Here is a 13,033-nt window from a genome sequence, read left to right on the forward strand (position 1 = left end):
GTCTTACTCCGCCGGATTGGGGGCAAAGGGGTCTTGGCTATCATGGCCGCGCAGCCGGTGCGTGTGGTGTTGCTGCCAGGCTTCGGTTTCGGCGACGTCCTGAAAAGGGCCTTTGCGGATGTATTTCACCATCAGGCTCATCTCGATCACGAACAGGACCGTGTAGAAGGTGATGAACCCTGCAAGCGTGATCAGCAGGTCGGCGATGCTCAGGTGGCTGGCGGACAGGGCCGTTGGCAGCACGCCGTCCACCGTCCAGGGCTGACGTCCGAACTCGGCCACGAACCACCCCAGTTCAGCGGCAATCCACGGCGTCGGGATGATCGCGACGGCGGCGTATAGCGACCAGCGCGGGAACTGCATGTTCCGGAACGAGGCCCGATAGAAGAAATAGGCCATCACGGCGATAAAGCTGAACCCAAGCGCGACCATCAGGCGGAACGCCCAGAACAGCGGGGCGACGCCGGGGACCGTGTCGTCGGCGGCCTGTTTGATCTGGGTCTCTGTGGCCTCGCGCGGGTCATCGACGTAGCGCTTCAGCAGCAGGGCAAAACCAAGGTTCTCTGAATGTGCCTCAAAGCTGTCGCGCACCTCTTGCGGGGTGGCGTCGCGCTGTTCGCGGATGGTCATCAGCGCGTCATAGGCCAGCAGACCTTCGCGAATGCGCTCTTCGGCCTCGTCCACCAGATCGTTGATGCCGGGGATTTCTTCGGTCAGGGACCGCGTGCCGATCAAGCCCATGGCCCACGGGATATGCACCGCGTAGTGGGTTTCACGCGCTTCACGATCAGGAAGGCCGATCAGCGTGAAAGAGGCGGGCGCGGGTTCCGTTTCCCACATGGCTTCCAGCGAGGCCAGCTTCATCTTTTGGGTGTGGCTGGCGGAATAGCCGGATTCGTCTCCCAGCACGACAACCGACAGCGCGGCGGCAAGACCAAAGGCCGAGGCCACGGCGATGGACCGGCGGGCCAGATCCTTGTGCCGGTTTTGCAGCAGGTACAATGCCGACACGCCAAGGACAAAGACCGATGCGGTCACGTAGCCTGCGCTGACGGTATGCACGAATTTCGCCTGCGCCACCTCGTTGAACACCACGTCAAAGAAGGACGTCATCTCCATCCGCATGGTCTCGGGGTTGAACGCGGCGCCCACCGGGTTCTGCATCCAGCCGTTGGCGATCAGGATCCACAGCGCCGAAAAGTTGGACCCGATCGCCACCAGCCAGGCAACAACCATGTGCTGTACGCGCGACAGCTTATCCCAGCCGAAAAAGAACAGCCCGACAAATGTCGCCTCAAGGAAAAAGGCCATCAGCCCCTCGATGGCAAGCGGCGCGCCAAAGATGTCGCCGACATAGTGGCTGTAGTAGGACCAGTTCATGCCGAACTGGAATTCCATGGTGATGCCGGTGGCCACGCCAAGGACAAAGTTGATCCCGAACAGCGTGCCCCAGAATTTCGTCATCTGCCGCCAGATGGGGCGGCCCGTCATGACATAGACGGTCTCCATGATCGCCACGAGGATCGACAGACCCAAAGTCAGCGGCACGAAGAGAAAGTGATACATGGCCGTCATCGCAAACTGCAGGCGCGACAGCTCGACCAGTCCGATCTCCATTGTTTGGCTCCTAATACATTGTGAGTTATTCCGCATCTCAGGTGCGAATTAACTGCTTTATATTCCAAACCGGAAATGTGTTTTTGATGCAGATCAAAATTGGCATCTGAAATGTGGAAAAATCCGGTGTGTGTCAGTCGACCGTCTGCAGGGACACACAGCGATCGGCAAAGCCGGTTTCCTCAGGCCGGTGCGCGGCCATCAGGATGGCCGCGTGCGGCAGGGCCTGTCGAAGACCTGCCAGAACGGCCTGCGCGGTGGCGCTGTCCAACCCCTCTGTCGGCTCGTCCAGCAGCAACAGGGCAGGGCGGTGCAGGATCGCACGGGCCAGCACAAGGCGCCGTGCCTCTCCTCCGGACAGGCCCGCGCCGCGAAACCCCAGCGGCAAGGCCAGCCCGCCGCGTGCGCTCACTGTTCTGTCCAGATGAACGGCACGCAACGCCGCCCACAGCGTTTCGTCCTCGGCCCCCGGCGCGGCCAGCCGCAGGTTCTGGGCCACAGTGCCAGCGATCAGCGCGTGGCGTTGTGGCACCATTGCGATGAGGGATTGCAAGGCGTCCCGGGACAAGGCCGCGACGGGGTGTCCGCCAAAGGTCACAGTGCCTTTTTCGGGGCCTATGTCGGGACGAATCTGACCGGCAGCCAACAGCAGAACGGTGCTCTTGCCGGACCCGCTTGGTCCGGTCAGGGCAAGGGTTTCACCGGGCGCGACACTCAGGCTGATCGGGGCAAACAGGGGCAGGCCCGCAGCGCTTCGCCGACGGGTGACCCCGTCCAGCCGCAGGGTGCTGTCCCTGAGGGCCGGTGCTTTGTCCGGAGTGGTCGATGCGGTATTGGCCGGGGTGACAACCGAGGGCAAGATGCGCCGCGCAGCGGGAACCATGCGCCCGATCTCTGTCAGGGCGCGCCGCACCGGGGCGACCGCCTCTGACAGGGCGAGGGCCGCAAAGATCCCGATGGCGGCCTGCGCTGCGCTGATGGCCCCTGCGTCGGCCAGCGTGCCTCCGATGGCCAGCGTCGCCGCCGTGACGCCCGCGCCGGTCAGGTCCAGACCCATGCCCATGCGCCGCTCGATCCGGTCAACATCCGCCTGGGCCGCACCATGCCTCGTGATGGCAGAGCCGACGGTCCCGCGCATCGCCTGCAACTGGCCGTAGACGGTCAGATCCTCGCGCGCGGCGACAAGATCGACCATACGGCTGCGCGTGGCTTGCATCGCCGCCTCAGCCCGGCGCGAGGGACGGCGGGCAAGCCTCTGGCCTATAAGGAAAACAAGGCTGGGCAGACCAGCATATCCAAGCCCCACGGTCAGACCGACCCACGGATGCACCAGACCCCACAGTGCAACCGCCGTCAGGGCGATCACGGCCAGTCCCGCCAGTCCCGGCAGCACCAGCCGCAGGGCGACCCCGTCCAGCGCGTCGATGTCTGCCGTCACGCGGTTGAGAGCCGCATTGGCGCGCAGGCGTTCCAACGACCGGTACGGGCTGGCCAGCAGCCCCTCCAGCAGACGGACACGCAGGCCTGACAGCGCGCGCAGCGTCGCGTCATGGGTGGCAAGCCGTTCTCCATAGCGCGCCGCCGTGCGCCCCAGCGCCAGAAAGCGCACCAGGGCCGAGGGCGCGAAGACGTTAAAGACCGCGCCCGCTCCGGCAAGGCCCGCCGCGGCGGCGGCGGTGATGAACCAGCCCGACAGGCCCAGCAGGGATACCCCCATGAGCAGCACGATCATGGCCAGCGCAAAGCCGCGCAGAAAGGTGCGGCGCTCACCGCGCAACAACAGGGCAGCGATCCGGATCAGAGCGGTCATACCTTCCCCCTCAGCCGCAATTCGCGGTCCATGCGCGTGATCAGGCGTGGGTCATGGCTGGCGGCGATCAACGTGCCACCCGCCGCGACAAACCCCATCAACCCGTCGATGACATCCTGCGCGGTTTGGGTGTCCAGATCGGCGGTTGGCTCATCGGCCAGTATCACGTCCGGCCCGCCGTGCAGGGCGCGGGCCAGCATGACGCGCCGCGCCTCACCCCCGGACAGCCCGGCACCGCGTTCGCCCAGCGGCGTCAGCACGCCCTTTGGCAGCGTGGCGATCACTGGCGTCAGCCGTGCCCGGTCCAGCGTTGCCGGATCGAGAGGGCCACCAAAGCCGATGTTGAACCGCAGCGAGCGGTTCAGGAAATGCGGGGCCTGCGGCATCCAGCCGATCCGCGCCCGCCACGCGTCGGCGTTTTCGGCATCCAGCACTATCCCGCCCAGCGTGACACTTCCGGACCCTTGGCGTTCCAGTCCGGCCAGCAGCCGCAACAGCGTTGTCTTGCCGACACCGCTTTCGCCCGTGATCGCAAGGCTTTCACCGGGGCGGACCTGAAAATCCGGCCAGATCAGGCGGTGGTCGCCGTGGTTGAGCGTCAGCTGCATGCACCGCAACCCGTCAAACTGCGGTCCGGTTGCATGAGCACCGCGCCCCAGCACCTGCGGGCGCATGTCTTCGCGCCAGGTCTGCAATTCGGTCTGCACCGCCTCGGCGGCGGCCTTGTCGTGCCATGCGGCGGCAAGGTCGCGCAACGGTTGGAAAAATTCCGGGGCCAGCAGCAACAGGTAAATCCCGGCAAAAGGCGTCAACGGCGCGCCCCATGTGCCCCATCCGACCTGTCCCAGCAGCGAAAAGCCGACCCAGACCGCCACCATGGCCACCCCAAGCGCCGAAAAAAGCTCCAGCACGGTCGAGGACAGGAAAGCGATGCGCAGCACCGCCATCGTGCGGTCGCGCAGCCCTTCCGAGGCCTCGGCAAATGAGGCAACCACAGGCCCGCCGGCACCGATCAGGCGCAGGTCCGACAGCGCCGCCAGCCGGTCGACAAGGATGTCGCTCAACTGTCCGATTTCATGCATCTGCCGCGCGCTGGCCTCTTTGGCGGCCCAGCCGACCAGCGCCATGAACACCGGAATCAGCGGGCCAGCCATCAAGAGGACAAGCGCCACGGCCCAGCTGTACCAGACCGCGATGCACAGGATTACCAGCGGCAGGACGGTGACCCGCAGACGGGCAGGGCGATAGCGCAGTACGTAGGGGCGCAGCGCCTCCAACTTTTCGGCAATCAACGCGGCGATGGCCCCGGCGCTCCCCAGGGCGGATGGTGTGGCAGCGCGGGTCTCGGTGTCGAGTATCTCTTGCCGGAGGGCGTCTATCTGTGCGGCGGCGGCACTGGCAAGGCTGCGCTGTGCGGTGGCATCCAGCACGGCACGCAGGGCGGCGAGCGCGAAGATCCCCAGCGCCGCAATCACAGGCGACAGGCCCGCCGCGCCGGATAGCAGATCGGCCAGAACGCGCGCGATGAGCGCAGCCTGCGCCAGCCAGATCAGCGACGCCCCCAACGAGAGCGCCGCGCCACGGGCCGGGGATCCTGCGCGGGTCTGTCCGGTGGACATTATTTTCTGCATCCTTGTTAGGGATTTCCTGGTTTCGCATCGGCCTTAGCCCACGATGGTCAGTCGCGATTTGATCCGGATCAAAGAAATCCGCAGCGCAGATGTGAAATATGGCGATCAAACCTGTCGGAGGGACGATGCGCCTGACCATAAGAACCAATCTGGCGGCCCGCGTGCTGATGTATTGCGCGGTGAACGGTCGGGATCTGGTGCGGACCTCGGACATCGCCGCCGACTGCAATGCTTCGACCAACCACGTCGCGCGCGTGGTGCAGCAGTTGCAGGCAGAGGGTTTCATCGAAACGCTGCGCGGGCGTACCGGGGGCATCCGCCTTGCCAAACCGGCAAGCGGTATTTCGATCGGTGCGGTTTTTCGCCTGTTCGAGACCGACATTCCCTTTGCCGAGTGTTTTGACCCCGACAATAACACCTGCCCGTTGGTGTCGGTATGCCGGTTGCGTGGCTATGTGGTCCGCGCCCTAGAGGCGTTCTATCATGAACTCGACATGGTCACGCTGGACGATCTGGTGCGCGGCAACTGCGGCCTGCAGGACTTGCTGGCGGCAGGCGGTCGTCTTTCGGGCGGATGCAGTCGGACAGCGGGACCGGCCTGAGCCAGACGTCAGTGATCCAGTGCGTGTTTGATATCGCCCGTGTCCAGCACCGGCGAGGCGTCCAGATCCTCGGCGTCCAGCATCGCCGCCACGCGTTCAAGGCTGGACACCAGCATCGCCTGTTCCCAGTCCTCCATCGCGGCGAACTTGCGCACAAATCGCTGTTGCAGCGGGTCCGGGGCCTCGGCCAGTGTCTCACGGCCCTTGGCGGTGATGTGGATATTGATCTGGCGGCGGTCCGTCTCTGATTTTTCCCGCATCGCGAGGTCCTGTCGCACCAGTTTGTCGACCAGCGATGTCACCGTCGCTTGTGACACGCGCATCTGGACAGAGATTTCCTTGGCCGTCGCGTGATCGCGCTCACCGATGATCTGGAGCACCCGAAACTGTACGGCCGTGACCCCGGCGGCCAGCTTCAGTTCGCGACTGTAAAGCTCTGTCGCGCGCAGGATGCGGCGGATGGCGATCAGGCAGGTGTCAACACGGTCCATCGGGTGTCCAGTCCTAAAGATTACCTATCCTACAAGGCGCGTGTGCGCCGTTCAAAGAGAATAATGTTTCGCAAATCTAAGGGTAAATTGGCCCATATGGGTGTCTGCATGCCCTATTATGCCGATTATCCACAAAATATGCTTTGCACGTTGAAATATATGCTGCGCTGCGCTAAGTACCATTCAAAGCAATCAAGGAGACTGCATCAGATGCGACACGCGCGCGATATCACACGTTCCAACCTTCCTTCCCTCCGGTGCCCGACGGCAGAGGATGGCGCGGGGATCTGGGAACTGGTGCGCGCCTGCAAGCCGCTCGATGAAAACTCGATGTACTGCAACCTTTTGCAGTGCGACCACTTTGCCGACACCTGTGTCGTGGCCGAACTCGACGGTCAGCCTGTCGGCTGGGTGTCGGCCTATATCCCGCCCAACGATCCCGACACGCTGTTTGTGTGGCAGGTCGCGGTGTCCGAAAAGGCGCGCGGTATGGGTCTGGGCGGCCTGATGCTGCAATCCATTCTCGACCGTGAGGTTTGTGAGGATGTGACGCGTTTGCAGACCACCATCACCGGCGACAATGAGGCATCCTGGGCGCTGTTCCGCAAGTTTGGCCGGATGCAGGGCCGGGGGTTGGATGTTCAGCCCTACTACACGCAGTCGCTGCATTTTCAGCAGCGCCACAAGACCGAGAACCTCGTGACCATCAAGCTGGACGAAGAGATGGCGCAGGCGGCCTGACCGCCCCGCGCCCCCGTCCTTCCCTGATCAGAAAAAAGAGAGACCGACATGTCATCGCAGACCTTCAAGCCGACGATCTTCAAACGACGTGAATCCGAGGCCCGCAGCTATTGCCGTGGGTTCGACACCGTCTTTACCACCGCGCTGGGGTCCGAAATGACCGACGCTGCGGGCCGCACCTATATCGACTTTCTGGCGGGCTGTTCCTCGCTCAACTACGGCCACAATGACCCGGACATGAAGGCCGCTCTGATGGCGCATCTGTCCGAAAACGGTATTGCGCACGGGCTGGACATGCACACCGGCGTCAAGGCACGGTTTCTTGAGACGTTTGAGGAGGTGATCCTCAAGCCGCGCGGCATGAGCCACAAGGTCATGTTCACCGGCCCGACCGGCGCCAACGCCGTCGAGGCCGCGATCAAGCTGGCGCGCAAGGTCACCGGACGTCACAACATCATCGCCTTTACCAACGGCTTTCACGGCATGACCATGGGCGCACTGTCTTGCACCGGCAACGCGGGCAAACGCGCCGGGGCCGGCGCGCCGCTGGGCGGCACGACACACATGCCGTTCGAGGGTGCCTTTGGCGAGAACGTCGACAGCCTTGAGATCATCGAACAGATGCTGGGCAACCCGTCCTCGGGTGTCGATGCTCCGGCGGCCTTCATCATCGAGCCGGTTCAGGGGGAGGGCGGTCTGAACGCCGCATCGCCCGCGTTCATGCAGGGCATCGCACGCCTTGCCAAGGAACACGGCGCGCTGCTGATCGTCGACGACATTCAGGCAGGCTGTGGTCGGACCGGACCGTTCTTTTCTTTTGAGGAGATGGGGATTGAGCCGGACCTGATCCCGATGGCGAAATCCTTTAGCGGGATGGGCCTGCCGTTCGCGGCGCTGCTGATCAAGCCGGAACTGGATATCTGGAAGCCTGCTGAACACAACGGCACCTTCCGAGGCAACAACCACGCCTTTGTCACCGCTCGCGTGGCGATCGAAAAATTCTGGAGCGATGATGCCCTGCAAAAGGATGTTGCGCGCCGGGCGACGATGATCGAACACACGTTGGAAACCATCGCAACGATGGTGCCGGGGGCCAAGCTGAAGGGCCGTGGCATGATGCGCGGCGTTGATGTCGGCTCGGGTGATCTGGCGGGCGCGATCTGCGCCGAGGCGTTCGAGAACGGTCTGATCATCGAAACCTCGGGTGCCGGGGATGAGGTGGTCAAGGTTCTGGCCCCGCTGACCACACCGGACGAGGTGCTGAAAGACGGGCTGAACATCCTGACAGAGGCGGCGCGGTCCGTCCTGACGACGCAGAAAATGGCAGCGGAGTAACCGATATGATTGTCAGAGACTTCGAAGAGATCAGCAAGACCCAGCCCGACCGCGTTGTATCAGACGCGCAATGGACAAGTGTGCGGATGCTTCTGGCCGACGACGGCATGGGGTTTTCGTTCCACATCACTTTCCTTGAGGCGGGCTCGGAACATGTGTTCGAGTACAAGAACCACTTTGAGAGTGTGTACTGCATGCAAGGCAAAGGCTCGATCACCGATCTGGCCACCGGCGAGGTGCACCACATCAAGCCGGGCGTGATGTACGCGCTGGACAAACATGATCGTCACCGCCTGAAAGCGGATGAAGAGCTGGTCATGGCCTGCTGCTTCAACCCGCCGGTGACGGGCAATGAGGTCCACCGCGAAGACGGATCTTATGCCGCCCCCGAAGAGGTAGAGGCCTGAGCCTATGACCCACACAGTCGAAAAGATCGGCGGGACAAGCATGTCCCGCCTCGCAGAACTGCGCGACACGCTGTTCCTGCCGGATGGCAAGGCGGCTTATGGCCGGGTGTTTGTGGTATCTGCCTTTGGCGGGATCACCAACCTGCTGTTGGAACACAAGAAAACCGGTGAGGCGGGCGTCTACGCACGGTTTGCCAATGCCGAGGACGATCACGGTTGGCACGAGGCCCTCAGCCGCACCAGCGAGGCGATGATCGCCGCGCATGAGGATGTGCTGGACCATGCCGGCGACATCGAACAGGCCACCGCCTTTGTGCAGGAACGCATAGAGGGCGCGCGTAACTGCCTGATCGACCTGCAACGCCTGTGCTCTTACGGGCATTTCCGCCTGAACGCGCATCTGCTGCATATTCGCGAATTGCTGTCCGGTCTGGGTGAGGCGCATTCCGCGCTGGTCGCCACGCTGCTGTTGCAACGCTCTGGCGTAAACGCGCGGCTGGTGGACCTGACCGGCTGGCGCGATGAGGGCGAAGTCACGCTGCAAGAACGTCTGGACCGGGGCATGGCGGGCATCGACACCGCCACCGAAATGCCCATCGTGACCGGCTATGCCCAGTGCCGCGAAGGCCTGATGCGCGAATTTGATCGCGGCTATTCCGAGGTGACGTTTTCGCGTCTTGCTGCGCAGACCGGTGCGCGCGAAGCGATCATTCACAAGGAATTCCACCTGTCCTCCGCCGATCCCCGCATCGTCGGAGAGGACAATGTCAAAAAGCTGGGCCGCACCAACTATGACGTGGCCGACCAGATGGCGAACCTCGGGATGGAGGCGATCCATCCCTCGGCGGCCAAAACCCTGCGTCAGGCCGGTGTGCCACTGCGCGTCACCAATGCCTTTGATCCCGGCGATCCGGGCACCCTGATCGACGACCAACCGGCCGAGACGCCGGGCGTTGAAATCGTGACCGGGCTGGAGGTGATCGCTCTGGAGGTGTTCGAGCAGGACATGGTGGGGGTAAAGGGCTATGACTCCTCAATCCTTGACATCCTGACCCGGCACAAGGTGCGGATCGTGTCCAAGGTGTCCAACGCCAATACGGTCACCCATTACGTCGATACCTCGCTCAAGACGCTGCGCCGGGTCGAGGCGGATTTGGCCGAAAAGTACCCGCAGGCCGAGATCAACACCCGCAAGCTGGCGCTTGTGTCGGTGGTGGGGCGCGACCTCAGCGGCTTGGCGACGTTGCAACGGGGGCTACAGGCCTTTGACCGCGTCGGCATCTATTCCGTCGGGGCCAGTCAGGGTCCGCGCAATGTGGATACGCAGTTCATCCTCGAAAGGGCCGATATGGCAAAGGCCATCAAGAGCCTGCACAGCGCCTATTTCGACGATGAAGACAAGAAGGTCGCGCTGGTCGCCTGAGGCGAACCGCGACCGACAAGAACAGGCCGCGACAAGCGGTGTACAGACTTGGGCCGACCCTGCGGGGTTGGCCCTTTTTCTTTGCTGTGTCGAATGAGCCTACAGGCAAAAGACGAGGCGTGCGCCTTACCCCGACGATTCACCTAGCGGCCCGGCGCGCCAACCGACACCGAAAACTAAATCGCTTGGGAGATGGGGAACGTCTGATCGTATACCCAATTGAACACGAAAGCGTAGATCAGGAAGAACACGACAAAGGCGATGTCCATGACAAACGCCTGCCAAAGCCCGATCCCAAGGTACAAAGACAACAGCGGCAAGGTGGCGACCAGTAGCCCCGCTTCGAACAGGACGGCGTGCAGGACACGCTCGGCGGCTGTCTTTTGAAGGCGGCCTTTAAACCGCTTCATCGTGCGATCGAACATCAGATTGTAGACGTAGTTCCACAGCGTCGCGAGGGCTGTCCCGATGATGGCGACGGCTCCTATATCCTTGGCGTGCATTCCGAACCCCAAGGAACCAAGCGGCACAATCATAAGAATGCCAATAATCTCAAAGCTAAGAGCGTGACGAATGCGGTCGGGTGTTGTTCGCATGGTATTCCCCATCTGCTGCCCGGGTCGTCCCGGACATCTATTCCGATGGAAAAGGTCGTCCTATCGATTGCGGATATAGGAATTGCAGAGACAATGTCCACACAGGTGAACCGCTCATTTCAAAAAAATTTATCCAAATCATAGCTTATCCGGTGCGTGGGCACCGAACTCACCCTGACAGCGCGCTGCACACGGATGCTTTCTGCGGAAATCTCTGATCACGCTCCCCGCCAGTCGGGGCGGGTCATGCCGATAAAGGCCAAAGTCTCGGGCGCATCGACATTGCGGGTAATGACGTCGCGCAGTGACCCGCAGGTTTGTATCTGCTCCCAGCCATAGCGGGAAAAAGTCGGATGCTCCAATTCGGCATTGTCGTCAAATCCCTTTGGCGGCTGAAAGACATGCTGCGACAGCAGCGGATTGGTCAGCGCCTGCGAAAACGCGTCCAGCGCGACAAACGACAGGATGGTGCGGGGCAGGGGCGATCCCGGCACCCGGTCCTCGCAGAAGATGCCAACAAAGAAATCCACCTTGTCGACATTGCCATAGGCCCGTTCCAGTTGCGCCGCGACCACCGGGTCGCTGCTGATCTCGTGGAACCGCTTGGCCGGTGCCTGTCCAAGATAGGCGCGGTAGGCGTTGTAAGAGGCCAGCTCGCAAATGCGGCCCTGACGGGTCGAATCCCATTCTATGTCCAGCAGGTGGTCGTTGGTATTGCGGGGGCCCAACCGGGCGGCGCCCTGCGCGCTCATATCCTCGAACCCGCGTTTCAGACCGGTTTGCAGCAGCGGCAGGTTGTTCAGGAAATAGGTTTTCCCAATCGGCCACGCCGTGCCGCCCCAGGTGATCGCGTCCGGGATCAGCGCGTGCCAGCGGTAGAGCAGGCTGAACTCTGTGGTGATCCAGTTGGACTTGTTCCACGGCGAATTCCAGCAGACCGAAGGGTCCGCAATCAGGTGCACTGCGAAGGGGGCGATGTGGTTGATGTAATCCTCGACCACGATCTTGATGAACTGGACAATCACCACGTTGCGCGCGGTCTCGAACACGCGGCTGTCGTCCCACGCGGGGTGGCGCGCGCCAATCTCTCGGGCCAGCCGGTTGTGCTCTCGCAGAAAAAGCGTGTTCATCATCGACACCTGCGGGACCGAATTGACCCGGTCGCCGCCCACCGCGAACAGCGCGTCACGCATGGCCTGTGCGCCCTGCGAGATCACCGGGTTCGGGTCGTCGCAGGCCTCCAGCAGACCGGGCAGGCCCAGCGGGCGGTCGAGATCGCCAAACTCAGCGCGCATCATGCCATCGGCAAACAGGAACTCCGGATATTCCTCACCCGCGATGACTTGGGACCGCAGATAGCCGCGCCGGTCCGGGTCGCGCAGCGCGCGGGTCTGGGCGGGGGTGCGTCCGTATAGCGGGCACATGTCGATCTCATGGTTCGAGGTGTTGCGTTTGCGGCGCTCCGGGTCCTCGACCCCGTCAAAGTCCTTTTCCGCAACGGTGCGCAGGAAACCATCGGTCAGATACTGCGCAAAGGCCGGAAAGAGGCAAGTCGACTTGGGGCACATCGTCTGTGACCCGTCGGGGCGCTCAAACAGCGGTTTCAGCCCGCTGTCCCCGTCCCAGCCCGGCAGCGTCGCCGGGTCAAGATCCGACACGCCCAAATGCCGCCCGGCCCATGTGCGGTCCGTCAGGCTGCTCCATGAGGTATAGGGCGACATGGTGGAAAACGGGTGCGGGCGTGACCGTGCCTGCGTCACGATGCGGTTGATCAGCAGCGCGTTCAGCCTGCGGTGCAGGAACGGCACCGCCTCGATCAGGCGCGCCACCCATGGCCGTTGCAGTTGCAGCAGCGCGCGCGTCGCGATCCATCCCAGCACGGCGTTGACCTTGTCGCCCAGCCACTGCGACCGTTTCATGCCCGGATAGAACGGCAGAAAGACCGCCGAAAAGACGATGTGCGGCAGAACATGGTGCTGCCAGATGTCTTCGAGGATGAAAATGAACCAATACCCGACAAGGAAATTCAGCGCGGTAAAGATCCACCAGCCGATGCGCAACTCGCGCCACATCAGCACGATGCCGAACACCCCGCCCATAAAGATCGGGCCCAGCATCCAGCGTTCCCAATAGTCCGGCACCCGGCAGATCGCACCCAAAAGCGGCGTTCCGGGAAAGAGAGAGATCCAGTCGCTGGGATACCCAAAGAGGTTCAGCAAGCCGCGATAGAACATCATCGCGCCCACCAACAGGCAGGTCAGTTGCAAAAAGGTGCGGCGCCAGACCGCCCAGTCGATACGAAATCCCTTGTGCGGCACACTCGCCAAGGCGGACGTCATCTGCGCCCCCTTTCAATAAAACCTTCATTAATGCATCCAAG

11 protein-coding genes are annotated in these 13,033 nt (G+C 62.6%); 5 read left to right on the forward strand and 6 right to left on the reverse strand.

Going from position 1 to position 13,033, the window contains the following annotated elements; all coding sequences use genetic code 11:
- Positions 1-3: 3 nt before the first annotated feature.
- The 3 genes from VOI21_RS11375 to cydD form a co-directional block, all read right to left on the reverse strand.
- On the reverse strand, positions 4-1,617 hold the full coding sequence (locus tag VOI21_RS11375) for a cytochrome ubiquinol oxidase subunit I (protein ID WP_323769995.1): 1,614 nt from the start codon (positions 1,615-1,617) through the stop codon (positions 4-6).
- A gap of 133 nt (positions 1,618-1,750) precedes the next feature.
- Entirely contained in the window at positions 1,751-3,427 is a 1,677-nt protein-coding gene (locus VOI21_RS11380; RefSeq protein WP_323769996.1) for an amino acid ABC transporter ATP-binding/permease protein, read from the reverse strand.
- Positions 3,424-5,046: a thiol reductant ABC exporter subunit CydD gene (cydD, locus tag VOI21_RS11385; protein ID WP_323769998.1), complete on the reverse strand. Its 1,623-nt coding sequence runs from the start codon at positions 5,044-5,046 to the stop codon at positions 3,424-3,426. Before cydD ends, VOI21_RS11380 begins: the two co-directional genes overlap by 4 nt.
- Before the next feature lie 137 nt (positions 5,047-5,183).
- On the opposite strand from cydD, the gene VOI21_RS11390 reads away from it, so the two are divergent.
- Positions 5,184-5,660 (forward strand): Rrf2 family transcriptional regulator, encoded by a 477-nt coding sequence (locus VOI21_RS11390; protein WP_323769999.1) that lies wholly within the window; start codon positions 5,184-5,186, stop codon positions 5,658-5,660.
- Positions 5,661-5,668: 8 nt separating this feature from the next.
- Here the strand turns inward: VOI21_RS11390 and VOI21_RS11395 are convergent, their stop codons facing one another.
- Entirely contained in the window at positions 5,669-6,151 is a 483-nt protein-coding gene (locus tag VOI21_RS11395) for a MarR family transcriptional regulator (protein ID WP_323770000.1), read from the reverse strand.
- Between the two features lie 210 nt (positions 6,152-6,361).
- On the opposite strand from VOI21_RS11395, the gene ectA reads away from it, so the two are divergent.
- From ectA to VOI21_RS11415, 4 genes are read left to right on the forward strand one after another with little or no spacing between them, the layout of a single operon-like run.
- A complete protein-coding gene (ectA, locus tag VOI21_RS11400) occupies positions 6,362-6,892 on the forward strand; it encodes a diaminobutyrate acetyltransferase (RefSeq protein ID WP_323770001.1) in 531 nt (176 codons plus the stop codon).
- 48 nt (positions 6,893-6,940) lie between these two features.
- A complete protein-coding gene (gene ectB, locus VOI21_RS11405; RefSeq protein WP_323770002.1) occupies positions 6,941-8,227 on the forward strand; it encodes a diaminobutyrate--2-oxoglutarate transaminase in 1,287 nt (428 codons plus the stop codon).
- Between the two features lie 5 nt (positions 8,228-8,232).
- A complete protein-coding gene (locus VOI21_RS11410; protein ID WP_323770004.1) occupies positions 8,233-8,634 on the forward strand; it encodes an ectoine synthase in 402 nt (133 codons plus the stop codon).
- Positions 8,635-8,638: 4 nt separating this feature from the next.
- Positions 8,639-10,057 (forward strand): aspartate kinase, encoded by a 1,419-nt coding sequence (locus tag VOI21_RS11415; RefSeq protein WP_323770005.1) that lies wholly within the window; start codon positions 8,639-8,641, stop codon positions 10,055-10,057.
- Between the two features lie 176 nt (positions 10,058-10,233).
- Here VOI21_RS11415 and VOI21_RS11420 read toward each other — a convergent pair whose 3' ends face one another.
- Together VOI21_RS11420 and VOI21_RS11425 are read right to left on the reverse strand one after the other, a co-directional pair.
- Entirely contained in the window at positions 10,234-10,653 is a 420-nt protein-coding gene (locus tag VOI21_RS11420) for a PACE efflux transporter (RefSeq protein WP_323770006.1), read from the reverse strand.
- Between the two features lie 218 nt (positions 10,654-10,871).
- Complete coding sequence (locus VOI21_RS11425; protein ID WP_323770007.1) at positions 10,872-12,992, reverse strand: peroxidase family protein; 2,121 nt, start codon at positions 12,990-12,992, stop codon at positions 10,872-10,874.
- Between the last annotated feature and the right edge of the window lie 41 nt (positions 12,993-13,033).

Source organism: Antarctobacter sp. (assembly GCF_034670325.1).
Lineage (GTDB): Bacteria > Pseudomonadota > Alphaproteobacteria > Rhodobacterales > Rhodobacteraceae > Antarctobacter.

Coding starts and splice junctions, on each gene's coding strand:
- VOI21_RS11375 (WP_323769995.1), bottom strand. CDS start 1,617: ATGGAGATCGGACTGGTCGAGCTGTCGCGCCTGCAGTTTGCGATGACG.
- VOI21_RS11420 (WP_323770006.1), bottom strand. CDS start 10,653: ATGCGAACAACACCCGACCGCATTCGTCACGCTCTTAGCTTTGAGATT.
- VOI21_RS11425 (WP_323770007.1), bottom strand. CDS start 12,992: ATGACGTCCGCCTTGGCGAGTGTGCCGCACAAGGGATTTCGTATCGAC.
- VOI21_RS11415 (WP_323770005.1), top strand. CDS start 8,639: ATGACCCACACAGTCGAAAAGATCGGCGGGACAAGCATGTCCCGCCTC.
- cydD (WP_323769998.1), bottom strand. CDS start 5,046: ATGTCCACCGGACAGACCCGCGCAGGATCCCCGGCCCGTGGCGCGGCG.
- VOI21_RS11380 (WP_323769996.1), bottom strand. CDS start 3,427: ATGACCGCTCTGATCCGGATCGCTGCCCTGTTGTTGCGCGGTGAGCGC.
- ectB (WP_323770002.1), top strand. CDS start 6,941: ATGTCATCGCAGACCTTCAAGCCGACGATCTTCAAACGACGTGAATCC.
- VOI21_RS11410 (WP_323770004.1), top strand. CDS start 8,233: ATGATTGTCAGAGACTTCGAAGAGATCAGCAAGACCCAGCCCGACCGC.
- ectA (WP_323770001.1), top strand. CDS start 6,362: ATGCGACACGCGCGCGATATCACACGTTCCAACCTTCCTTCCCTCCGG.
- VOI21_RS11395 (WP_323770000.1), bottom strand. CDS start 6,151: ATGGACCGTGTTGACACCTGCCTGATCGCCATCCGCCGCATCCTGCGC.
- VOI21_RS11390 (WP_323769999.1), top strand. CDS start 5,184: ATGCGCCTGACCATAAGAACCAATCTGGCGGCCCGCGTGCTGATGTAT.